This is a genomic window from Streptomyces javensis, from assembly GCF_039525925.1.
GTDB classification, from domain to species: Bacteria; Actinomycetota; Actinomycetes; order Streptomycetales; family Streptomycetaceae; genus Streptomyces; species Streptomyces asiaticus.
Genome location: NZ_BAAAIF010000019.1, coordinates 77,836 through 99,877 on the forward strand (window position 1 = coordinate 77,836; position 22,042 = coordinate 99,877).

A 22,042-nucleotide genomic window follows, 5' to 3' on the forward strand; every position below is an offset into this window, starting at 1 on the left:
AGACCCCGGGCAGCGCCGGGCGGGGATCACCGGGGGGAGAGAGGAGGACGCCCGGCCGTCGTTCACCGGGGGGAGAGAGGCGGTCGCCCGGCCGTCGTTCACTTGGGGTGAGGGGTGGACGCCCGGGCGTGACCGCCCGGTGGGGGAGGGGAGCGGGACGGGTACCGATGCGGGGATATCTCCCCTCGCCGCGTCCGGCCGCGCCTGACCAGGATGGTGGTCTCGGTGAGTTCCGCCGCCCCCTATGGCGGAAGATCGAAGGTTCGGACCATGTGCCTCCATCAACCCCCATGTCCTCCCGCCGACGCGCCGGATCATGATTCGGCCCGTCCGGTGGCCTCCCACCCGGAGCAGGGCTGGAGCCTGCTCTGCAACGGAGTGGTGATCTTCGCGGACACGGGTGAAATCCTTCCCGACGGGCGCGCCATCCCCGCGCCCCGGACCAGCCTCGACCCGTCAGCATGAACGCCACCACCCTCATCCTCGCGCACGGCTCCCCGATGAGCACCGAGCGCCGCCCCGACCCGCGGCCACCGGCCACCAGCGGCGGGACGTCCTGGCTGCTGCCCTCCGAGCCGTCCTCGGTGCCGACGGCCCGGCGGCTGGCGCTCGCCCAGCTGTCGGCCTGGATGCTGCACGACTTCGCCGACGACGCCGAACTGCTCGTCAGCGAGCTGGTCACCAATGCTCTGCGGCACGCGGGCGGACCGATCCGGCTGACGCTCTCGCTGTGCTCCGTCGACCGCGCCTTCCGCTGCGAGGTGGCGGACGAGGACCCGGGGCAGCCCCGGGTCCGCCGGGCGTGCGGCGATGACGAGGGCGGGCGGGGGCTCCACCTGCTGGATCTGCTCTCCCGCTGCTGGGGATCCACCCGCACGGCCGCGGGCAAGGTCGTCTGGTTCGAGCTCCACCCGCCCGCCGTCGCCCTGGAGGCCGCCCTGGAAGCGGCCCGAACGACCCCGTGAACGTTCGCCGACGAAGGGAGATGCCATAGACGACTTCACGCCTCGTACCCACACAGTGATACCGAACGGCCCGGAGACGGAATGGTGAACGCCCTCACCACGCCTTCCGTCTCCGGGCTTCGCTGTTCGATGACGGATCGGAATTGCATGACCACTGATCGGGATTGATCGTCGTCATCGCGCTCGTGTAGCCTTCTGCTGGCGACGGCAGCACACACTTTTCCGAAATTCTTCGCATTTGTGGCTCGAGGAGGCTGCGTGGTGGACCGGAAAACGGATTCCGGTTTACCCGGCGCTCTGGTCGGACGCGCCGCCGAACTCGCCGCGCTGACCGCCCACGCGGAGGCCGCCCACAGCGCCCGTTCCGGTCTGGTGGTGCTGTCCGGTCCGGCCGGAATCGGCAAGACCAGCCTGCTGCGCGCCTTCCTCGACAGCGACGCCTGCCGGAAGATGACCGTGCTGCACGGCACCTGCGGTGAAGTGGTGGCCGGCGCCGGATACGGCGGCGTACGAGCCCTCTTCGGAAGCCTCGGGCTCTCGGCCGAGGACGCACAGGACTCCCCGCTGCTGCGCGGCAGCGCCCGCCGCGCCCTCCCCGCGCTCAGCCCCCGCCCCGGCGAGGAGGGGCCGCCCACGGCCGCCAGCGTCTACCCGGTGCTGCACGGCCTGTACTGGCTCGCCGCCAACCTGATGACCCAGGGCCCCCTCGTGCTCGTCCTGGACGATGTGCACTGGTGCGACGAGCGCTCCCTGCGATGGATCGACTTCCTGCTGCGCCGGGCCGACCAACTGCCGCTGCTGGTCGTGCTCGCCCAGCGCAGCGAGGAGGAACCGGTCGCCCCCGCGGCCCTGGCGGACATCCTCGCCCAGCCGCGCTCCGCGGTGATCCGCCTCGACCCGCTGACCGACGCCGAAGTGGCCGAAATGGCCCACCAGGTCTTCGCCGCCCCCGTCGCCCCCTCCTTCGCCGAGCGCGCCGCCGCCGTCTGCGGCGGCAATCCGCTGACCGTCACCCGGCTGCTGCGCGAACTGCGGGCCAAGGGTGTGGCGCCCGACGAGAGCGGCATCCGTGAGATCGCCGAGGTCGGGAGTTACGTGGTCGCCCTGTCCGTGCGCGCCCTCTTCGACGCCCGCCCGGATTGGGTCCGGGACGTGGCCACCGCCATCGCGGTGCTCGGCGAGGAGGACGCGGAGCACATCGGCGCGCTGGCCGGAGTGCCCGCCGCCCGCGTCCCGGAGGCCGTGGAGCAGCTGCGCGAGGCCGAGGTGATGGCGCCGGACCGGGCGGATCTGGCCCATGACGTGCTGCGCTCCGCGGTGCTGGAGGCCGCCGGGGAGGAGCGGCTGGCCGAACTGCGCGCCAGGGCGGCCCTGCTGCTGAGCGACGCCGGACGGCCCGCCGAGGAGGTCGCCAACCAGGTGCTGCTGGTGCCCGGCACCCCCCAGCCGTGGATGGGCTGGGTGCTCCGGGAGGCCGCCGCCCAGGCCGAGCACCGCGGCGCCCCGGAGGCCGCCGCCCGCTATCTCTACCGGGTCCTGGAGGCGGAGCCGGACAGCCTGTCGGCCCATGTCCCGCTCGCCAAGGCGCTCGCGGAGATCAACCCCGCCGAGGCCATCCGGCTGCTCAAGCGGGCGCTCGCGCTGGCCACCGACATCCGCACCAAGGCGCCCATCGCCGTGCAGTTCGGCCTCACCTGTCTCACCGTCCAGCAGTCACCGGCCGCCGTACGGGTGCTCAGCGAGGTGCTCGACGAGCTCGAGGCCGAGCTGGGGCCCGACCCCGATCCACGCGACCGCGAGCTGCGCACCCTCGTCCAATCGACACTGCTGATCAGCGGATCCGACGAGAAGGCCACGATCCACACGGTCCGGGAGCGCTTCACGCGGATTCCCGAACCCGCCGGGGACACCCCCGCCCAGCGTCAGATGCTCGCCATGATGACGGTCCTGTCCGCGATGGAGGGCCGCTCGGTGCGGCGGGCGGTGGGGCAGGCCCGCCGCGCGCTGAGCTCCGCGGACCGGCTCGACAACTGGTCGCTGCTGTTCTCCGCGTTCACCCTCGGCCTGGCCGACGAGATCGAGGAGGCGATGGAGAACCTGGAGCACGCGCTGCGCCACGGCCAGGACAACGCCGCGGTCTGGTCGTATGTGATCACCCTGTCCTACCGCGCCCTGCTGCTGCACGGCGTCGGCGCGATCCCCGACGCCCTCGCCGACGCCCAGACCGCCGTCGAGATCATCGGCGAGGAGCGCTGGAGCGCCAATGTGACCATGCCGCAGACCGCGCTGGCCACGATCCTGATCGACCGCGGCGAACCGGAGCGGGCCGAGGAGCTGCTGGCCGCCGTCACCCGGCCGAACCTGGACGGGTTCGTCATGGAGTACCACTCGTATCTCATGGCCCGTGCCCGGGCCCGCTGGGCGCTCGGCGACAGCGCCACCGCGCTGCGGCTGCTGCTCGACTGCGGCGCCTCCCTGGAGGAGTCCGGCTTCGCCAACCCGGTGTTCCTGCCCTGGTGGAGCGAGGCGGCCTGTCTGCTCGCGGCGGAGAAGCGGGCGGACGAGGCGCGGGACCTGGTCGAGCACGGCGCCGAGCTGGCCCGCCGCTGGAGCACCCCGCGCGCCCTCGGACTCGCCGCCCTCGCCCGCGGGGTGACCACCCCCGGCGAGGAGGGCATCGCCCAACTCACCGAGGCGGTCGAGCACTTCTCCGGGTCGCCCGCCCGCTCCGAGCACGCCCGGGCCGAGTTCCTGCTCGGCGGGGCGCTGCTGGACGCGGGGCGGCCGCGCGAGGCCCGGGAGCGGCTGCGTTCGGCCGTCGACCTCGCGCAGGGCTGCGGCGCGCTCGCGCTCGCGAGGGACGCCCGCAACCGGCTGGTGGCCGCGGGCGGCCGGATGCGCGAGATCACCGCCTCACCGGTCGACCTGCTCACCGGCACCGAGCGCAAGGTGGCCCAGATGGCCTCGCGCGGGGCGGGCAACCGCGAGATCGCCGAGTCGCTGTTCGTCACCGTACGGACCGTTGAGACCCATCTCACCAGCGTCTACCGGAAGCTCAGTGTCGGTCAGCGCGGGGAGCTGGCCTCGGTGCTGAACACGCCGAGGCTTCCCGACCCACAGGCCCCCGCGTGGGTCTTCGCCTCACGCGGCCGCCGCTGACGCGCGTACGGCGGAGCGGTGACAGGTTCACCACCCACCCCAGGCATATAGTCACACCATGCAGCTCAACGGGCTCCCGTTCCCCGGCCGTGAACGAGAGCAGGCCATGCTTGCCCAGACCGTCGCCGATCTCGGCCGGGGCCGTTCCTCGGTGGTGACACTGATCGGCAGGCCCGGTTACGGACAGAGCCGCCTGCTGAACCTCGCCGCCAGGCTGGCCGAGGACCAGGGCTTCCGGGTGCTGCGCGCCAAGGCGACCCCCGGCGAGCGCGATGTGCGCTACGGCGTGGTGGGACAGCTGCTGGCCCCGATGGACGGACTCACCGACGGCTCGATGAAGGCCCTGACCGGACAGGGGCCCGAGAGCCGCTTACCGGGCCTGACCGAGTTGCTGCGGACCGCCAGAGAACGGCCCACACTGCTGGTCGTCGACGACGTGGAATGGCTGGACCCGGCCTCACTGCGCTGGTTCGGGGCGCTCATACGGCGGCTGCCCGACGCCCTGATCGTCCTCCTGGTGAGCGGCACCGGCCGGCTCCGCCCCGGTGCGTGCCCGCTGTCCACCGCGCCGCAGCAAGTGATCACCCTCGAATGCGAACTGGCCCCGCTCGCCCCGCGCGACGTGGCCGCCACGGTCGCGCTGATCTGTGGCCACCCCGGCGACAACGCCTTCATCTCCGCGGCCCTGGAGGCGAGCGCGGGCAACCCCGAGGTGCTGTCCGAGGCACTGCGCCGCTTCACCAAACACGGCTACGCGCCGGTCGCCGGGCGAGTGCCGGAACTGACCACCATCACCGAGGCCGTGGGCGGTGAACACGCCGTCCGCGTGCTCGGAGGGCTGTCCGACACGGCCGTCGCGCTCGTCCGCGCGCTCGCCGTCTGCGGCGATCTGCTGGACCTGTCCCTGCTGTTCACGCTCGCCGGACCCCGCGCCGCGAGCGAGCCCGGACTGCCCGAAGTGCTCCAGGAGAGCGGGCTGGCCACCGCCTCCGGAACCGGGCTCCGGCTGAGCCGCCCCGAGGCGCGCAGCTGGATCCTCGCCGAGATGCCCGGTGACGAGCGGGCCGAACTCCATGCCCGCGCCGCCGAGTTGGCCTACCGGGCGGCCGTGGCCGACGAGGACATCGCCCGGTTGCTGCTCGCCGCCCGCCCGGTCGACGAGCCCTGGGTGATCCCCGTGCTGCGCCGCACCTGCGCCGCCGCACTGCGCGCGGGCCGGACCGGCCAGGCCATCGCCTGTCTGTCGCGGGCACTGGAGGAGCCGCTGGACCCGGTGCCCCGCGCGCAGCTGGGCATCGAACTCGCCGCCATCGAAGTGCTCGCCGCCCCCGAGGCCGCCGGCCGCCGACTGGCGGAGATCATCCGCACCGGCGACGGCGGACCCGGCCGGATCCGGGTGCGCGCCGCCGACCTCGGGCTCTCCCGCGGCGACGACAAGGCGCTGCGCCGCGCGATCGTCGATGTGCTGCCCTCGACCGACGGCGAGGAACGGGGGGCGCTGGCCGGGCTGTTCTGGCTCACCGAGTGCGACGGGCAGGACGACACCGATCTGGTCCCGGACGGGATCCCGCCGCTGCCCGACGACCCCACCTGCCCGGTGCAGGCCGCGGCGCGCGCCTGGCGGCTGGCGCTGCGCGGGACGGACCTGCCCACCGCCCGCGCGTTGGCCCATCGGGTCTTCACCCTGGACGGCGGTGCGGGCGCCCTGATCCTGCCCCGGCTCACCGCCGCCCGGACCCTGCTGCTGACCGACGACCTGGACGAGGCCGAGATCCGGCTGGACATCCTCCACACCGACCTGCGCAGGCGGCACGCCCGCGCGGCCGCCGCCCAGGCCCTGGCCGTCCGCGGCGAACTGAACCTGCGGCGCGGCCGGCTCGACATGGCCGAACGGGACGTGGCCGCCGCCGAGCGGTCACTGCCCCGCTCCCTCTGGCACCGCTACACCGTCCCGTATCTGCTCGCCGTCCGGATCCTCATCGCCCTGGAGAACGGCGACCTCGGCCAGGCCGGTGCGCTCGCGGCCGCCTCCGCCCCCGCCGAGTCGCGCGAGGGCGCCTCCTGGGGCTATCTGCTCTTCGCCAGGGCGCTGGTGGCCGTCAAGGACGACCGGCTGCCCGAGGCGGCGGAGCTGTTCCGGGCCACCGGCAGATGGCAGTTGGGCCGCGGGCGGAGCAACCCCGCCCTGATGCCGTGGCGTTCGATGGCCGCCCGGGTCCACGACGCCCTCGGCGACCACGAGGAGGCACGGCGGCTCGCCGACGAGGAGCTCGCGCTGGCCCGGTTGTGGGGCGCCGCCAACACGCTCGGCTGGGCCCAGCTGGGCGCCGGACGGGTGGCCCGCGAGGGGCGGGTCGAGCGGCTCCGCGAGGCGGTGGCCACCCTGCGCGGCACCCCGGCCCGGCTCGCCTACGCGGGGGCTCTGCTGGAGCTGGCCACGGCCGAGCTCGACACCGGGAACCCGCGCGCCGCGGCCCCGCTGGTGGGCGATCTGTTCACCTTCGTCATCGCCCACCGGCCCTCCAGCAGGCTGGTCGCGAAGGTGCGCGAGCTGTCCGAGCGGACGGGGCCCTCCGCCGTACGCGGACGCGTCCCGCATCCGGCGTGGGCGACGCTGACCGAGCCGGAGCAGCGCACCGCCTCCCTCGTCGGACTCGGCCATGGCAACCGGGAGATAGCCGAGACCCTCTCCGTCAGCAGACGCACCGTGGAGCTGAGACTCAGCGGTGCGTACCGAAAGCTGGGGATCGGCGGTCGCGCGGAGCTGATCGCGTTGCTGCGGGCGGCGCAGGGAGGCGGAATCGATGTTGCTTGAACGGGAGGCCGAACTGGCGCAGGTCGCGGAGGCCCTGCGGGCCGCGGCGGCGGGGGACTCGTCACTGCTGTTGCTCACCGGCCCCCTGGGCACCGGCCGGACCGCGCTGCTGCACCAGCTGCCGATGCTCGCCGAGGGTGAGAAGATCAGGGTCCTGCGCGCCAACGCCGCGCCGATGGAGCAGGACTTCGACCTCGGCGTGGTCCGCCAGCTCTTCGACAGCCTGCTCACCGGCGCCCCGGAAGAGCTCCGCGGGCAGCGCATCGAGGCAGAGGTCGACCTCTGCCGGACGGTCTTCTCCGACGACGACCCGCCGCTCGACGAGAACGGGGCCGTCACCATCCCCGAGGAAGCGCTGTACGGCCTGCGCTCGGTGCTGGCCACCGCCGGCGCCGAGCGCCCGCTGCTCATCCTCGTGGACGATCTTCAGTGGGTCGACACCCCCTCGCTGCGCTGGCTCGCCTTCCTCGTCAAGCGGCTGCACGGGCTGCGCGCCGTGCTCGTCTGCTCCCTGCGGGACGGCTACCGGCGACCCGGGGACCCACTGCTGCGGGAGGTCGTCGAGGCGGCGCGGCGGGTGCTGCGCCCCGCGCCGCTCTCGCTGGGCGCCACCAAGGAAGTGATCCTCGAGCAGTTCGGTGTGCCGGGGGACGAGGAGTTCGCCCGCGCCTGCCACGAGAGCTCCGGGGGCAACCCGCTGTTCCTGAAGTCGGTGCTGGCGGACCTGGCCATGCGCGGCCGCCGGCCCACCGCCGAGCATGCCGAGACCGCCCGCTCCCTGCGCCCCGCCCAGCTGCGCGAACGGCTGGCCAGCTCCCTGCGCGCCCAGCCCCGGCCCCCGCGCGACCTGGCCGCGGCCATCGCGGTCCTCGGCGACCAGGCGGAACCGGATCTGCTGGGCCGGCTGGCCGGGCTGGACACGATCGGCTTCCTGGCCGCTCTGCGCGACCTCCACCAGCTGGGGCTGGTCGCCGCCGAGCAGGAGCCGCGCTTCCTCCACCGGGTGGTACAGGACGCGGTCGAGTCCTCGATGACCGTGGCCGAACGGGAGCGGCTGCACGACGCCGCGGCGGCGCTGATGTACCACAACGGACGCCCAGCCGAGCTCGTCGCCGCCCAGCTCCTGGCCGTCACCAGCTCCGACCACCCCTGGGCGGTGGAGGTGCTGCGCGCCGCGGCCGACACCGCGCTGCGCCGCGGCGCGCCCCGCACCGCCGCCCGCTATCTGCGCCGCGCCCTCCTGGACGGCTCGCTGACCGGGGAGGGCCGGGCCCGGCTGCTGATCGATCTGGCCACCGCGGAGCGCGGCTTCGACCCGGCCGCCTGTGAACGCCATATCTCCCAGGCGATCCCCCTGCTGACCACGGCCAGGCTCCGGGCCGCCGCGGCCCTGCGGATCTCGCCCACCATCGTGGGCCTGGGGCCCCCGTCGGTCATCGATCTGCTGCACCAGGTCGCCGAGGACCTTGGGCCCGCCACCGCGCTGGAGGGCACGGCGCGCGATGTGGCGCTGCGGCTCGAGGCGCGGCTGCGGCATGCCGGACACGAGGACCCGGCGGAGCTGGCCGCGGCGGTCGAGCGGCTGTCCGTGCTGGGGGATGAGCCGCCACTGCTCACCTCCGCCGAGCGCGAGCTGACGGCGGTGCTGCTCAACGCGGCGGTGCTCACCGCCCGATGGCCCGCGGCCGAGGTCTCCCGGCTGGCCAACCGCATCCTGGAGCGGGAACCGGCCACTTCCGACCAGGTCCACACCCCGCTGCCGCTGGTGGTGATCGGGCTGGTGGCCGCCGATTCGGTACGGGGGATCAGCTCCTGGCTGGCGATGGAGCGGCAGACGCGGCGGCAGGGCGGCACGGTCGTGGACGCGCTCGTCAACGTTCAGCAGGCCATGGTGCTCAGCGCCCGTGGCCGCGTCGCCCAGGCACGTGAGTACGCCGAGCGCGCCGTGCGGCTGGCCGAGGTGCACTGGCAGGAGGCCGGGGTCGTCTCCACCCTCGCCCTCACCCGGGTCGCCCTGGACCTCCAGGACTCCGCGCTGATCGAGCGGATCATGGACGGCCCCGGGCGGCGCCGCTCCTCGAGTCTGGCCCTGACCGCGGCGCTACAGTTCGTCAAGGCGGCGCAGGACGCCGAGCAGGGCCGCTGGTCCAGCGCCCTGGAGACCCTCCTGGCCTGCGGCCGGCAGCTGGAGGCGTCGGGCTGGCGCAATCCCGTGCTCTTCTCCTGGCGGCCCTGGGCGGCCGATCTCCACCGGCGGGTCGGCGACCCTCACGCGGCCGGGGCGCTGGCCGAGGAGGAGCTGCTGCGGGCGACCGAATGGGGCGCCCCCGTGGCGCTCGGCCGGGCGCTGCGGGTGAAAGGCCGGTTGAGCGACGGTGATCAGGGGATGCGGCTGCTGCGCGAATCGGTCGATGTGCTGCGCGCCTCGGCCAATGAACTGGAACTCGCCCGCACGCTGCTGCTGCTGGGCAAGCGGCTGCGGCCGGGAGGCGGCGAGGCGACGGCGGTGCTCCGGGAGGCCGCGGCGCTGGCCTCGGCGTGCGGGGTGCCACGGCTGGTCGAGCGGATCCGCGCGGCGGACGGCAGCGGGGCGGCGGCCGCCCCGCCGGAGGCGACCCTCACCCGTACCGAACGCACCGTGGCCTCCCTCGTCGGACGCGGTCTGACCAACCAGGAGGTCGCGGCCGAGCTGGGGGTGAGCTCCCGCGCCATCGAGAAGCATCTGACGAGTTCCTATCGCAAGCTGGGCGTCTCCGGCCGGCGCGAGCTCATCGAGCTGCTGCCTCGCATGCATTCGTGAACGGAGCGTTAACGGCGATAATTGGACGCTGTTTGACGAGGATTCGTGAACCGACCGTACCGGCCCACCGAAGGGGTGGGGTGCGGACCGAACCTTCGGGGCACCCCACCACGGGATTGGGTGGCGACACCCCTGTTGACGTTGACTTCCGTACCCGCAGATCCCTAGTCTCAATTCTGAAATGAACATTCGGAATTGAATATCGATATTCAATTCCGAATACTGAGAATTAGGAAGGGATGGCAGTCCCTTGGCATTGCCTTTACTAACGGATTCGGCTCGGCCAACCCCCCACGAGCTTGGACACGAGCAGACCGAGTACACGGATCTATTGCGCCAGTTCGATCAGCCAGGGGCGTGTGTCGTCTGTCTCGACCCGTCGCTCACCGTCCAGCAGGCGAACCGGGAATTCTTCCGGCAGTTCGACGACGCCTCCTCGGACGTGTGCGGCCGTGACTTCTGTGACCTTGTCCACCCCAGCGTCCGGCAGGCGCTGAAGCGGCAGTTCACCCGGCTCCTCGACGGCTCCCGCCACCGGTTCACCACCCATGTGGTGGCCATCGGGGCCGAGGGGGCCGCCTTCACCAGCGGGCTCACCGCCGTGGCGGTGCGCGAGGGCACCGCCCATGTGGCCTCGATCCTCGTGGTGATGCGTCCCACGGCGGGTGGCGAGGAGGTGGAGATGGTCACCAACCGCAAGAAGCTCCTCACCGAGACCGAGGCGCGCATCCTGGAGGGCATCGCCGCCGGGCTCTCCACCATTCCGCTGGCCTCCCGGCTCTACCTCAGCCGGCAGGGTGTCGAGTACCACGTGACTCGGCTGCTGCGGAAGCTGCGGGTGCCCAACCGCGCGGCCCTCGTCTCCCGCGCCTACTCGATCGGCGTACTCAACGTCGGCTGCTGGCCGCCAAAGGTCGTCGACGACTTCATCAAATGACCACCGCGCCGCGGAGGTCCACGAACGCGCCACGGCCGGCCCGGATTCGATCCGGGCCGGCCGTGGCGCGTCGCCGTCTCAGGACGGGGCCGGGCCCCGGGACAGCCGCAGCAAACGGAAGGCGGTGAGCGCCACATGGAGCTGGGTGCGCTGCTCACCCGACTCCAGATCGCAGCCCAGCACTCGTTCCACCGAGTGCAGCCGCTGGTAGAACGCCTGCCGGGAGAGGTTCGCGCGCTTGGCGGCCACCGTCTTGTTGCCCGCCGCGTCCAGGAAGGTGTGCAGCACCGGCAGCAGATCGGTGCCGTGCCGCTCGTCGTAGTCCACCAGCCGTCCCAACTGCCGCTCCACGAACTCCTGGAGCCGCACATCGCCGCGCAGCGCGTACAGCAACTGCCGCAGCCCGATGTCGGACAGCTCGTGGAACGCCTTGTCCGGCGTCCCCGGGACGGCGGCGTCCGCGACCCGCGCCGCCTGCTGGAACGATCGGGCGGTCTGCGACAGGTCCGACACCTCGGAGCCGACGCTGATCACGGCGTCCGGCCGGGACTCCCGCACCGACCGGCTCAGCCGCTCCACCAGCGGCCGCCACGGCGTGGCGGCGGGCAGGGCCAGCAGCACTCCTATGTGGTCACCGGGCACCGCGCCGACCAGTACGGCGGCCCCGGCCGCCCCCAGCTCGTCCGTCAGCCGGTCCTCGAGCTCGGTCGTCTCCCCGGCGCCGGGGCCGGGACTGACCAGCGCCACCATCAGTCGGCGGCCCGCGACCGGCACGCCCAGCGCCTCGGCCCTGGCCCGGGCCTCGCCCTTGGACCGGCAGCGCTGCTCCACCAGGTCCAGCAGCAGCGTGCGCTGGGCCCGCCGCTCCCAGCGGGTGTGATGGGTGAGCCGGGCGATGGTCAGGGCCGTGGCGGTGCGCTCCAGGACCATCGCGTCCTCGGGGCCGACCGCCGGGTCCCGGGCCCCGTCCGGGAGCATCAGCAGCCGCCCCCATCGCTCGCCCCGGTACTCCACCGCGGTCACCAGCCAGTCCTCCGGGCCGCTCAGCCCGGTCCGGTCGGGCGAGGGCGTGGCGCGTGAGCGCCGCTCCCAGCCGGTCAGCGCCCCCTCCACCCCGCGCCCGGGCGATCCGCAGATGACGGCCTGGTGGACCAGGTTCTCCAGCACCACGGGGTGCCCGCTCATCTCGGCCGCCATGTCCACCACCTCCTCGGGCCCGGCGCCCCGCAGGGTCAGCGCGGTGAAGGTGTCATGGACGTCCTGGGCCCGGCGCAGGCTCTCCACCTGGCTGCCGACGATCAGCGAGTGGAGCACCTGGGTGACCTCCACGAAGTTCACCGTCCGCGAGAGCAGGACGAGCGGGAAGTCCCGGGCCAGACAGGCCCGTACCAGCTCCGAGGGCGGCCGGTGGTAGCGCCGCACCAGCTCGATGACCAGCCCGGCGGCGCCGATGTCCGCGAGCTCGTCGACATACCGGCGGACCAGCGCCGGGTCCTCGGGCAGCGGCATCCCGGTGGTCAGCACCAGCTCCCCGCCCTTGAGGAAGGACGCCGGGTCCAGCAGCTCGGTGATGTGGACCCAGCGGACCGGCCGGGCCAGCTGCCCATGGCCGGAGACCACCTCCGGCGCCCCGGCGGCCAGCACCGGAAGCCGCAGCACCTCGGCGAGGCTGAGCGGCGGACGCCCGGGGACCCGCGGCGGCTCCGGGGGGCGGGTCAGCGGCCGTCCGGCAGCGTCGTACGCGGTGCCGCCGAAGCCGTTCATGCCGCTCACTCTGGCAAGCCCGCGCGCCGGGCGCAACCACGATCCCGGCCGACCTCTTGACAGGACCCCTCCCCGAGGTCGTTGACAGATCGTCCATAGCGATCACCACCCCGCGACACAGTGATCATTGTCCTGACCGGGTCCGCCCCCTCACCCTCGAAGTGTCCGAGCGCATCGCCGACCCGTGGGTGTGGGAGAGAACATGACCAATCTGTCGCCGCAGCTCCGTCAAGCCACTCCGGTGGTCGCCGTCCGCGGAGAGGGCGCCTACATCGACGGCGAGGACGGGCGGCGATACCTCGACTTCACCGCGGGCATCGGCGTCACCAGCACCGGGCACTGCCATCCGCGGGTCGTCGCCGCCGCCCAGGAGCAGGTGGGCACCCTCATCCACGGCCAGTACACGACCGTGATGCACCCGCCGCTGCGGCGGCTGGTCGAGAAGCTGGGCGAGGTGCTCCCCACGGGCCTCGACAGTCTGTTCTTCAGCAACTCCGGCAGCGAGGCCGTGGAGTCGGCCCTGCGCCTGGCCCGCCAGGCCACCGGCCGGCCCAACGTGCTGGTCTGCCACGGCGGATTCCACGGCCGTACCGTGGCCGCCGCCTCCATGACCACCTCCGGCACCCGCTTCCGCTCCGGCTTCTCGCCCCTGATGAGCGGAGTCGTGGTGACGCCGTTCCCCACGGCCTACCGGTACGGCTGGGACGAGGAGACCGCGACCCGGTTCGCCCTGCGGGAGCTGGACTACGTCCTGCAAACCATCTCCCCGCCCGACGACACCGCCGCGATCATCGTCGAACCGGTGCTCGGCGAGGGCGGCTATGTGCCCGCCACCGAGGGCTTCCTCCAGGGCCTGCGGGAGCGGGCCGACCGCCATGGCTTCCTGCTGATCCTGGACGAGGTGCAGACCGGGGTGGGCCGCACCGGACGGTTCTGGGGCCATGACCACTTCGGCATCCGCCCCGACATCCTGGTCACCGCCAAGGGGCTGGCCAGCGGCTTCCCACTGTCCGGCATCGCCGCCTCCGAGGAACTGATGAGCAAGGCGTGGCCCGGCTCGCAGGGCGGCACCTACGGCGCCAACGCCGTGGCCTGCGCGGCCGCCGCCGCCACCCTCGACGTGGTCCGCGAGGAGAACCTCGTGGCCAACGCCGAGGCCATGGGGGCACGGCTGCGCAGCGGTCTCGAGGACGTGGCCGCCAAGACCCCCGCCATCGGCGATGTACGCGGCCTCGGCCTCATGCTGGCCAGCGAGTTCGTCACCGCTGACGGCGAGCCGGACCCGGCGACCGCGGCCCGGGTGCAGCGCGCCGCCGTGGACGAAGGGCTGTTGCTGCTTCTGTGCGGCGCCTGGAACCATGTGGTCCGGATGATCCCCGCCCTCGTCGTCGACGAAGCGGCGATCGACGAGGGTCTGCGCGCCTGGTCCGCCGCCGTCAGCGCCGGAACAGCGGACTCCTGACGCGCGCCGCACATCACCCACGGGAGCCCGATCCGCCCGCCGGTCCGAACCCTCGGACCGGCGGTGGTCCGATAGGAGATTGCCCCTATGTCCACCCCCTCGTACCCCTCGGCCGCCGAGGTCCTCGCCGCGGTGCCCAAGCAGCTCTACATCGCCGGGTCGTGGTCCGACGCGGCGGGCGGCCAGACCATGCCGGTCGACGACCCGGCCACCGGTGAGGTGCTGTGCGACGTCGCCGACGCCGCCCCCGCCGACGGGCAGCGCGCCCTGGCCGCCGCCGAGGAGGCCCAGGAGAAGTGGGCGGCCACCGCGCCCCGCGCGCGCAGCGAGATCCTGCGCCGCGCCTATGAGCTGATCATCGAGCGGGCCGACGCGCTCGCCGCGCTGATGACGGCCGAGATGGGCAAGCCGCTGGCCGAGGCGCGCGGAGAGGCGGCCTACGCCGCGGAGTTCTTCCGCTGGTTCTCCGAGGAGGCCGTGCGCGTCGAGGGCGGGTTCTCCACGCTGCCGGACGGCAAGAACCGGATGCTGCTGATGCGCCGCCCGGTCGGCCCCTGTCTGCTCATCACGCCGTGGAACTTCCCGCTGGCCATGGGCACCCGCAAGATCGGCCCGGCGATCGCCGCGGGCTGCACCATGGTGCTCAAGCCCGCCCCGCAGACCCCGCTGTCCAGCCTGGCGCTCGCCGGGATCCTGGCGGAGGCGGGGCTTCCGGCCGGGGTGCTCAACGTGGTCACCACCTCCCGCGCCGGAGAGGTCGTGGAGCCGCTGCTGACCGGCGGGCACATCCGCAAGCTCTCCTTCACCGGCTCCACCCAGGTCGGCCGCACCCTGCTCGCCCAGAGCGCGCCCGCGGTGGTCCGCACCTCCATGGAACTCGGCGGCAACGCCCCCTTCATCGTCTTCGAGGACGCCGACCTCGACGTCGCGGTCGAGGGCGCCATGACCGCCAAGATGCGCAACATGGGCGAGGCGTGCACGGCGGCCAACCGGTTCTTCGTCCACTCCTCCGTGGCGGCGGAGTTCGCCGACCGGCTGGCCCGCCGCATGGGCGCGCTGGAGGTCGGCCCCGGCAGCCGCCCCGGGGTCCAGGTCGGGCCGCTCATCGACCGGGCGGGCCGTACCAAGGTCGAGGAGCTGGTCGCGGACGCCGTGGCACGCGGTGCCGAGGTCCTGGTCGGCGGCAGCACCCCCGAGGGCCCCGGCTGCTTCTACCCGCCCACCGTGCTCACCGGGGTCTCCCCGGCCAGCCGGCTGATGGAGACCGAGATCTTCGGACCGGTCGCGGCGGTGCTCACCTTCGAGGACGAGGACGAGGCGCTCGCCATCGCCAACGACACCGAATGGGGCCTGGTGGGCTATGTGTTCACCCAGGACCTCAACCGCTCGCTGCGGGTGAGCGAGCGGCTCGAGGTCGGCATGGTCGGCCTCAACACCGGCCTGGTCTCCAACCCCGCGGCCCCCTTCGGCGGCGTCAAACAGTCCGGGCTCGGACGCGAGGGCGGCCGCGTCGGCATCGACGAGTTCCTGGAGTACAAGTACGTCGCGGTGCCGGTCTGACGGCTCTCACGGCGCCCGGGCGCCCGCCGGAACCGCCGGAGGCGCCCAGGCGTTGCCCTCATTGACGCGTTGCCTCCAGACGCGCGGCGGTGAGGAGCGGACATGGGCGAGTTGGTGCCCGGCGGGAACCAGGCGCTGCCCGACGGCGCGCTGACCATCCGGGTGCCGGGGCCGTTCGACCTGTCCGCGCTGATCACCGGCGAGGACGGAAAGGTCGCGGGCGACGGCGACTTCGTCTTCTTCAACCAGCCCACCGCGCCCGGCGCCCGGCTGGACGGCGACACGGTCACCCTGCGGCCGCGGGCGCTGCGGCCCGGCGCCGCCCGGGTCACCCTCGTCATCAGCCCGGCCGACCCGGGCACCCCGCTGGGGCGGCTCCCGGCGCCCGTGCTGAGCGTCCTGGACGAGCGCGGATCGCCGCTGGCCCGGTTCGCCCCGCCGCGCCCCGCGCGGGAGACGGTGCTGCTGCTCGCCGAGATCTACCGCCGTGGCGGCGGCTGGAAGGTGCGGGCGATCGGCCAGGGGTACGCCGACGGACTCGCCGGTGTGGCCCGGGACTTCGGGGTCGACGTCGCCGACGACGGAACCGCCGCGCCCGCGTTCCCCGCGCCCGCGCCGCTCGCACCCGCGCCCCCCGCGTCCGCGCCGCTCGCGCCCGGGCCTCCCATGCCTCCCATGCCTCTTGTGCCTCCCGCCCCGGCGTCCGCCGCCGCGCCCACCGACGGGGCCTCGCGGCAGGCCCTCGACGTGGTGAACGCGGCGCGGACCCGGGCCGGGGCCGCGCCGGTGGCACTCGACGGACGGCTGACCGCGGCCGCCGAGGCGCACGCGCGGGCCATGGCCGCCCACGGCGCGCTGGCCCTGGAGAGCCCGGACGGGACCTCGCTGTTCCACCGGATCGCCGCGCACGGCTACACCCCGCTGACCATCGCCGAGCACATCGTCTCCGGGCCGCGCACCCCACGCGAGTTCGTGGACTACTGCCTCGAAGGCGCCGAGCGCCGGGGCCCGTTCCACGACCCCGACCTCGTCCACCTGGGCATCGGCCGCGCCAACGGCCCCACCACCGGGGATGTCTACTGGACGGCGATATGGGCCCGTCCGTTCACCCCGGACGGGCTGCTGCGCCTGGCCTCCGAGGTCATCGCCCTGACCAACGCGGAGCGCGCCGCGGCCCGGCTCGCGCCCCTCGCGCCGGACCCACGGCTGACGGCGGCCGCGCAGGCGCACAGCGACGACATGGTGGCCCGCGACTTCTACTCCCACACCGGCCCCGAAGGGCATCAGCCCTGGGACCGGGCCCGGGCCGCCGGGGCCGCCCACCGCGGCATCGGCGAGAACATAGCGTGCGGCCAGCGCTCCCCGGAGGAAGTGGTGCGCGGCTGGATGAACAGCCCGGGCCACCGCGCCAACATCCTGAAGCCCGACTTCACCCACATCGGTGTCGGCCATGCCACCGGCAGCCGAGCGGGCACGTACTGGACCCAGGTCTTCGGCGCCGTCTGATCGGCGTCTCGACCCTGAACGTCGTCGGCCGGTGCCTCAGGTGCGCGACTCCAGAATGCGCCGGGTCGCACTCCCGTACACCCCGTTGGCGTCGCCCCGGATCCCGTACCACACCTGGAACCGGGAGACGGCCTGGGCCAGCGCCTGGTCGTACTGGCCGTTGACCGGCCCGTCCTGATACACGTTCGGGATCCGCAGCAGCCGCTTCTGGAGCTCGGTGACCTCCGGGCCGGTGCTTCCGAGGGTCAGCACATCGCCCGGGTCGCCCGGCGGCGGCAACTGGTCCTCCGGGGCCTGCGATGCGGGGGCGCTCGGCGTCTGCGGCGCGCCGGAGGTCGCGGGCGCGGTGGGCGCGGTCGGTGTGGCCGACGCGCCGCCCTCGGCCGCGCCGGACGCCGAGTCCCGGTCCACCATCACCACCAGCGAGAGGGCGACCCCCGCGCCGAGCCCGGCCAGCACCAGCAGGGCGGCGCTGGGACGGCGCCGCCCGGCCGGCGGGGTCGGTGCGGGCGGCTGCCCGGGCGCGGGCGGTGTCCCCTGCGGGGACCAGGCGTCGGCCGCGGACGGGCCGCCCGTCATCTCCTGGGTGTCGTCATCCGCCATGGGCGGCGCCTCGGGCGGGAGCTCGCTGCCCGGCGGCCGGAAGAGGTCGAGCTCCTCCATCCACCCCTCGACCGGCCCGTCCGCGGCATCGTCGTGCTCCGGCGTCGCGGGGAAGATGGCGGTCGGCTCGATCACCTGACGCCCGGCTGGTCGGTCCGGATCGGGTTCGGCTGCCATACAGACCTCCTTGTACGCCCCACACCATCACGCGGGGATACGGACGCGGGCGCGGGAAGATTCAAGCCGATCGTGAACCGGAGGCCCCGGAGCCCCCGCGGCGCCGGTGTGGCGTGGCGCCGCTGGGTAACCCGTCCTGAGAGGGTGCCCATGGCCTCGGGGACGTCGAAGGGAGCCATGAGATGGAGCGGACCACATGCTGTGTGGTGGGCGGCGGGCCGGCCGGGATGGTCCTCGGCCTGCTGCTCGCCCGGGCCGGGGTGGAGGTCACCGTCCTGGAGAAACACGGGGACTTCCTGCGCGACTTCCGCGGCGACACGGTGCACCCCAGCACGTTGCGGCTCCTGGACGACCTGGGCCTCGCCGACCGGTTCGCGGCCCTGCCGCAGCGGCATGTGCACTCCATCCAGCTGCCCATAGGACGGGGTGGCGAACTGTTCACGGTCGGCGAGATCGGCTCACTGCCGGGGAAGTACAACTACGTGGCGATGGTGCCGCAGTGGGACCTGCTCGACCTGCTGGCGGACGAGGCCAAGCGGGAACCCACCTTCCAGCTGCGGACGAACACCGAGGTGACCTCCTTCCGCATGGAGCGCGGACGGGTCACCGGAGTGCGCTACCGCGACCGTACGAGTGGTTCCACCGGCGAGCTGCGCGCCACCCTCACCGTGGCCTGCGACGGCCGGGGATCGATCGCCCGCGACCTGCCGGAGCTCGGACTCCAGGAGTTCGCCTGCCCGATGGACGTCTGGTGGTTCCGGCTGCCGCGCGAGGAGAGCGACCCCCAGGGGCTGGTGGCCAATGCCGGCGAGCGCTTTCTCACCGCGATGATCGACCGTGGCGACTACTGGCAGTGCGCGGCCCTGATCCCCAAGGGGGCCGACGCCAAATGCCGCGCCGAAGGTCTCGACCGGTTCCTTTCCGCGTTCACGGAGGCCACCCCATGGATGCGGCGGGGGCCGGCCGACCGTGGCCCGGGACCGCGGTCCTGGGACGAGGTGAAGCTGCTGGACGTACGGATGGACCGGCTCCGCCGCTGGCACCGCCCCGGACTGCTGTGCATCGGGGACGCGGCCCACGCGATGTCGCCCGTGTTCGGGATCGGCATCAACCTCGCCGTCGAGGACGCGGTCGCCGCCGCCCGCCATCTGGCCGGACCGCTGCGCGCGGGCACCGTGGGCCTCGCCGACGTACGCGCCGTCCAGCGCCGCCGGTGGCCGACCACCGTGGCGACGCAGGGGTTGCAGCGGATCGCCCACGCCCGGGTGATCGGGCCGCTGCTGCAAGGACGTTCACCGGCCGCCGGAGGGGAGCCGCTGCGGCTCGCCGAGGTGCTCACCAGGGCGCCCTGGCTGAAACGGGCCCCCGCGTACTTCCTCGCCTACGGCGCGGGCCGCGAGCGGCCCCCGGCCGAGTCGCTGCGCCGTTCCGGATGAACCGTCGAAGCCGGGTGCGGACAGCCTTCCGCACCCGGCTTCACACCTACGGGGAACCTTCAGACGATGCCCTCGGCGATCTCCGCCTGCTCACGCGCCGTGCCGTACGCGGACGGCGTGTTGTACGAGCGGCGGGCGACGAACCACCAGATCGTGGCCAGCAGCAGCACCACGGCCAGCGCGATCGAGGCGTAGTTCATCGAATCCACCGTCACCGGGCTGGACTGCGGCAGGCAGAACAGCACCGTCACCACCGCGACCCACACCACCGCGATCCAGCCCACGGGCTTGCTCCAGCGTCCCAGGCTCCACGGGCCCGGCTGGAACCGGTCCCCGGCGCGCAGCCGCAGGAAGATCGGGATGGCGTAGGCGGGGGTGATCCCGATGACGTTGATGGCGGTCACCGCGCCGTAGGCGGTCTCGGAGTACAGCGACGGCAGGGCCAGCACACACGCCACCACCACCGAGAGCCAGACCGCGAGCACCGGGGTCTGGGTACGGGAGCTGACCCGCTGCCACAGCCGTGAGCCCGGCAGCGCGCCGTCCCGGCTGAAGGCGAACACCATCCGGCTGGCCGCCGCCACCTCGGCGTTCCCGCAGAACAGCTGGGCCACGATGACGATGAGCAGCATCGCGGTGGCACCGCCGGTGCCCAGGGCGTCGATCAGGATCTGCGCCGGCGGCACCCCGGTGGCGCTTCCCTGCGTACCGGCGTAGTCCTGGATGGCGAAGGTGAGCCCGGCCAGCAGCACGAACCCGGCCACCCAGGACACCCAGATGGCGCGGACGATCCCCCGGGCGGCGTAGACGGAGGCGTTGGAGGTCTCCTCGGACAGATGCGCGGAGGCGTCGTAGCCGGAGAAGGTGTACTGGGCGAGCAGCAGCCCGATCGCGGTCACATACAGCGGATTCGACCAGCCGGTGTTATTGACGAATTCGGTGAAGACGAATTCGGGCGACTGGTGGTGGGAGGGCACGATCGCCAACGCGCCGACGATGATGGCGACGCCCGCCAGATGCCACCACACACTGACCGAGTTGAGCACGCTGACCAGGCGGACTCCGAACAGATTCAGCGCCGCGTGCAGCAGCAGAATGCAGACGAAGATGAGCATGGTCGACTCCGGTGTGGGATCGAATCCCCACTGGAGGTTGAAGAGCGCGCCGGTGAACAGGGCGGCGCCGTAGTCGATTCCGGCGATGGCACCGAGCAGCCCCAGCAGATTGAGCCAGCCGGTGTACCAGCCCCAGGTCCGTCCGCCCAGCCGGTCGGCCATGTAGTACAGCGCTCCCGAGGTGGGATACGCGCTGGTCACCTCGGCCAGGGCGAGCCCGACGCACAGCACGAAGAGCCCCACTCCGGCCCAGCCCCACATCATCACCGCGGGGCCTCCGGTGTCCAGCCCGAAGCCGTAGAGCGTCATGCATCCGGAGAGAATGGAGATGACCGAGAAACTGATGGCGAAATTGCCGAAGCCGCCCATGCGGCGGGCCAGAACGGGTTGATAGCCGAGCTCACGCAGTCGCTGTTCATCGTCCCGGTGGGGGGCGGGACTTGAACTCGACCATGCCGTGGACATGAATGTGCCTCCGGAATGCTGTGGCGGGCGAGGGGCGGTACAGGTGGGGGGAAATCGGCTCAGGCGCCGGGCCCGGGTCTTGGCCCACGGGCGCCGGCCAGCGAGCGGACCCGGGCGCGAAGAAACATTTCTTCAGCAAGGGCGCGGTCGGCGGCGTCGCGGGTGCGGTAGGCCCAGGGGAGCGGGGTGAAGTACGGCCCCAGCGTCTCGAAGACACGGGCCGCGTCGGGGAACAGCAGCGCGCCCCACAGGGCGTGTGCCAGATGATTGAGATCGAGCAGGGAACTCGTGGTGACATCGGCGTGATCGAACCAGCCGTTCAGCGCCTTCCTCGCGTCCCGGGTGGCGTCCTCGGTGGCCCAGTGGAGGTCGAGGGCCTTCTCGTAGCCCTTTTCCTCTCGGTAGCGCTCGACATGCACGTACAGCGGCAGCACCTGGAGCGCGGAACCCTCGGGCGCGCCCGAGACCACCCACTGCACGAAGTTGACCGCCTCGGCCAGCGAACCCCCGGCCCGCCGGGCGTACACGAATTGCAGCATCCGGTGGTACGCCTCGCGGTTGTACGGATCGCGCCGGTCGGCCTCCGCCAGCAGACCCCAGGGTCCGGGGAAGAGCAGTGGACCCGGCGGGGCCACCCGGTGTTCCTCCTGCCGCTGCTTCTTGTCCAGCTGGGCCAGGGCCAGCAGACACACCCAGGGCACCGGATCCGCCGGGGAGTGGTGCGCGGCCAGCTGGCAGGACTGCCACGCCTCCCGCCACAGCTCCCGGGTGCGGGGGTGTCCCTCGCGGTGTGCGCGCACCGCGCGCTCCACCCCGACCCGGGAGTGCATCACCAGCGCCGCCACGCTCCGCGGCTCCTCGGTCCGCCACGCGTCCACCACATTGGATCCGGCGGCGGCCGTGGCCAGCACCTGGGTGCGCTGGGTCCACAGCGACCAGGTGGGGGTCTCCGCGAGCAGATTGCGCATCGATATCCAGCGTCCGGTGCGCAGATCGTGCAGCGCGACGCGCAGCCCCCCGTCATAGCCCGCGGGGTGGTACACGGGGCGGAACTCTTCCTCGGGCATCGGATGACTTTCGTACGGAGCTGACGTACCGGACGCGGGAAAGCGAGGGGCCTGGGGGATGGTTGCAGGGATCTTATAGGCCCGGTGCAACGATTCGGGAACGGGGGACTCCGGTCAGTGCCCGAACGGGCCGTCTTGACGCCCGCCCCGCGCCTGCACCAGGCTTTCCGGCAAGATCCGCGCTCCGTCCCGCGAGCGCGCCGCCCTCCGA

At 73.1% G+C, this 22,042-nt stretch carries 14 protein-coding genes; 10 read left to right on the plus strand and 4 right to left on the minus strand.

Annotated elements, in window-relative coordinates; translation table 11 throughout:
- Positions 1-270: 270 nt before the first annotated feature.
- The 6 genes from ABD329_RS19410 (at position 271) to ABD329_RS19435 (ending at position 10,676) form a co-directional block, all read left to right on the plus strand.
- Complete coding sequence (locus ABD329_RS19410) at positions 271-465, plus strand: DUF5999 family protein (RefSeq protein ID WP_246619240.1); 195 nt, start codon at positions 271-273, stop codon at positions 463-465.
- Entirely contained in the window at positions 462-965 is a 504-nt protein-coding gene (locus ABD329_RS19415; protein ID WP_198282385.1) for an ATP-binding protein, read from the plus strand. The genes ABD329_RS19410 and ABD329_RS19415 overlap by 4 nt, the downstream gene beginning before the upstream one ends.
- A gap of 258 nt (positions 966-1,223) precedes the next feature.
- Complete coding sequence (locus tag ABD329_RS19420) at positions 1,224-4,124, plus strand: helix-turn-helix transcriptional regulator (RefSeq protein ID WP_344316683.1); 2,901 nt, start codon at positions 1,224-1,226, stop codon at positions 4,122-4,124.
- 58 nt (positions 4,125-4,182) lie between these two features.
- Positions 4,183-6,939 carry an AAA family ATPase gene (locus ABD329_RS19425; protein WP_198277227.1) on the plus strand — a complete coding sequence of 919 codons (2,757 nt, stop codon included), beginning with the start codon at positions 4,183-4,185 and terminating at the stop codon, positions 6,937-6,939.
- Positions 6,929-9,739, plus strand: coding sequence for an ATP-binding protein (locus tag ABD329_RS19430; protein WP_198277228.1), 2,811 nt, complete (start codon positions 6,929-6,931; stop codon positions 9,737-9,739). Before ABD329_RS19425 ends, ABD329_RS19430 begins: the two co-directional genes overlap by 11 nt.
- A 331-nt stretch (positions 9,740-10,070) precedes the next feature.
- Positions 10,071-10,676 carry a LuxR C-terminal-related transcriptional regulator gene (locus tag ABD329_RS19435; protein WP_198277229.1) on the plus strand — a complete coding sequence of 202 codons (606 nt, stop codon included), beginning with the start codon at positions 10,071-10,073 and terminating at the stop codon, positions 10,674-10,676.
- Between the two features lie 78 nt (positions 10,677-10,754).
- Here ABD329_RS19435 and ABD329_RS19440 read toward each other — a convergent pair whose 3' ends face one another.
- Positions 10,755-12,440, minus strand: coding sequence for a PucR family transcriptional regulator (locus ABD329_RS19440; RefSeq protein ID WP_198277230.1), 1,686 nt, complete (start codon positions 12,438-12,440; stop codon positions 10,755-10,757).
- Positions 12,441-12,642: 202 nt separating this feature from the next.
- On the opposite strand from ABD329_RS19440, the gene ABD329_RS19445 reads away from it, so the two are divergent.
- The 3 genes from ABD329_RS19445 to ABD329_RS19455 all read left to right on the plus strand — a co-directional run bounded on the left by ABD329_RS19445 (position 12,643) and on the right by ABD329_RS19455 (position 16,968).
- On the plus strand, positions 12,643-13,902 hold the full coding sequence (locus ABD329_RS19445; protein WP_037957403.1) for an aspartate aminotransferase family protein: 1,260 nt from the start codon (positions 12,643-12,645) through the stop codon (positions 13,900-13,902).
- An 87-nt stretch (positions 13,903-13,989) separates the two neighbouring features.
- Positions 13,990-15,462 (plus strand): NAD-dependent succinate-semialdehyde dehydrogenase, encoded by a 1,473-nt coding sequence (locus ABD329_RS19450; protein WP_198277231.1) that lies wholly within the window; start codon positions 13,990-13,992, stop codon positions 15,460-15,462.
- 102 nt (positions 15,463-15,564) lie between these two features.
- On the plus strand, positions 15,565-16,968 hold the full coding sequence (locus tag ABD329_RS19455) for a CAP domain-containing protein (protein ID WP_198277232.1): 1,404 nt from the start codon (positions 15,565-15,567) through the stop codon (positions 16,966-16,968).
- A 36-nt stretch (positions 16,969-17,004) separates the two neighbouring features.
- On the opposite strand, the gene ABD329_RS19460 is transcribed toward ABD329_RS19455, so the two are convergent.
- Complete coding sequence (locus ABD329_RS19460; RefSeq protein WP_246618461.1) at positions 17,005-17,748, minus strand: peptidoglycan-binding domain-containing protein; 744 nt, start codon at positions 17,746-17,748, stop codon at positions 17,005-17,007.
- 182 nt (positions 17,749-17,930) lie between these two features.
- Here ABD329_RS19460 and ABD329_RS19465 point away from each other — a divergent pair, with 182 nt between their 5' ends.
- Positions 17,931-19,184, plus strand: a complete 1,254-nt coding sequence (locus ABD329_RS19465; protein ID WP_198277233.1) for an FAD-dependent oxidoreductase — start codon at positions 17,931-17,933, stop codon at positions 19,182-19,184.
- A gap of 59 nt (positions 19,185-19,243) precedes the next feature.
- Here the strand turns inward: ABD329_RS19465 and ABD329_RS19470 are convergent, their stop codons facing one another.
- Together ABD329_RS19470 and ABD329_RS19475 are read right to left on the minus strand one after the other, a co-directional pair.
- On the minus strand, positions 19,244-20,764 hold the full coding sequence (locus ABD329_RS19470) for an amino acid permease (protein ID WP_198277234.1): 1,521 nt from the start codon (positions 20,762-20,764) through the stop codon (positions 19,244-19,246).
- A 59-nt stretch (positions 20,765-20,823) separates the two neighbouring features.
- Positions 20,824-21,831, minus strand: a complete 1,008-nt coding sequence (locus ABD329_RS19475) for a hypothetical protein (protein WP_198277235.1) — start codon at positions 21,829-21,831, stop codon at positions 20,824-20,826.
- Positions 21,832-22,042: the final 211 nt, after the last annotated feature.

What these genes read in the sequence shown, in the direction of transcription:
- ABD329_RS19445 (WP_037957403.1), top strand. Translation starts at nt 12,643, where the DNA reads ATGACCAATCTGTCGCCGCAGCTCCGTCAAGCCACTCCGGTGGTCGCC.
- ABD329_RS19455 (WP_198277232.1), top strand. Translation starts at nt 15,565, where the DNA reads ATGGGCGAGTTGGTGCCCGGCGGGAACCAGGCGCTGCCCGACGGCGCG.
- ABD329_RS19410 (WP_246619240.1), top strand. Translation starts at nt 271, where the DNA reads ATGTGCCTCCATCAACCCCCATGTCCTCCCGCCGACGCGCCGGATCAT.
- ABD329_RS19475 (WP_198277235.1), bottom strand. Translation starts at nt 21,831, where the DNA reads ATGCCCGAGGAAGAGTTCCGCCCCGTGTACCACCCCGCGGGCTATGAC.
- ABD329_RS19465 (WP_198277233.1), top strand. Translation starts at nt 17,931, where the DNA reads ATGGAGCGGACCACATGCTGTGTGGTGGGCGGCGGGCCGGCCGGGATG.
- ABD329_RS19470 (WP_198277234.1), bottom strand. Translation starts at nt 20,764, where the DNA reads ATGTCCACGGCATGGTCGAGTTCAAGTCCCGCCCCCCACCGGGACGAT.
- ABD329_RS19415 (WP_198282385.1), top strand. Translation starts at nt 462, where the DNA reads ATGAACGCCACCACCCTCATCCTCGCGCACGGCTCCCCGATGAGCACC.
- ABD329_RS19460 (WP_246618461.1), bottom strand. Translation starts at nt 17,748, where the DNA reads ATGGCAGCCGAACCCGATCCGGACCGACCAGCCGGGCGTCAGGTGATC.
- ABD329_RS19450 (WP_198277231.1), top strand. Translation starts at nt 13,990, where the DNA reads ATGTCCACCCCCTCGTACCCCTCGGCCGCCGAGGTCCTCGCCGCGGTG.
- ABD329_RS19440 (WP_198277230.1), bottom strand. Translation starts at nt 12,440, where the DNA reads ATGAACGGCTTCGGCGGCACCGCGTACGACGCTGCCGGACGGCCGCTG.
- ABD329_RS19425 (WP_198277227.1), top strand. Translation starts at nt 4,183, where the DNA reads ATGCAGCTCAACGGGCTCCCGTTCCCCGGCCGTGAACGAGAGCAGGCC.
- ABD329_RS19430 (WP_198277228.1), top strand. Translation starts at nt 6,929, where the DNA reads ATGTTGCTTGAACGGGAGGCCGAACTGGCGCAGGTCGCGGAGGCCCTG.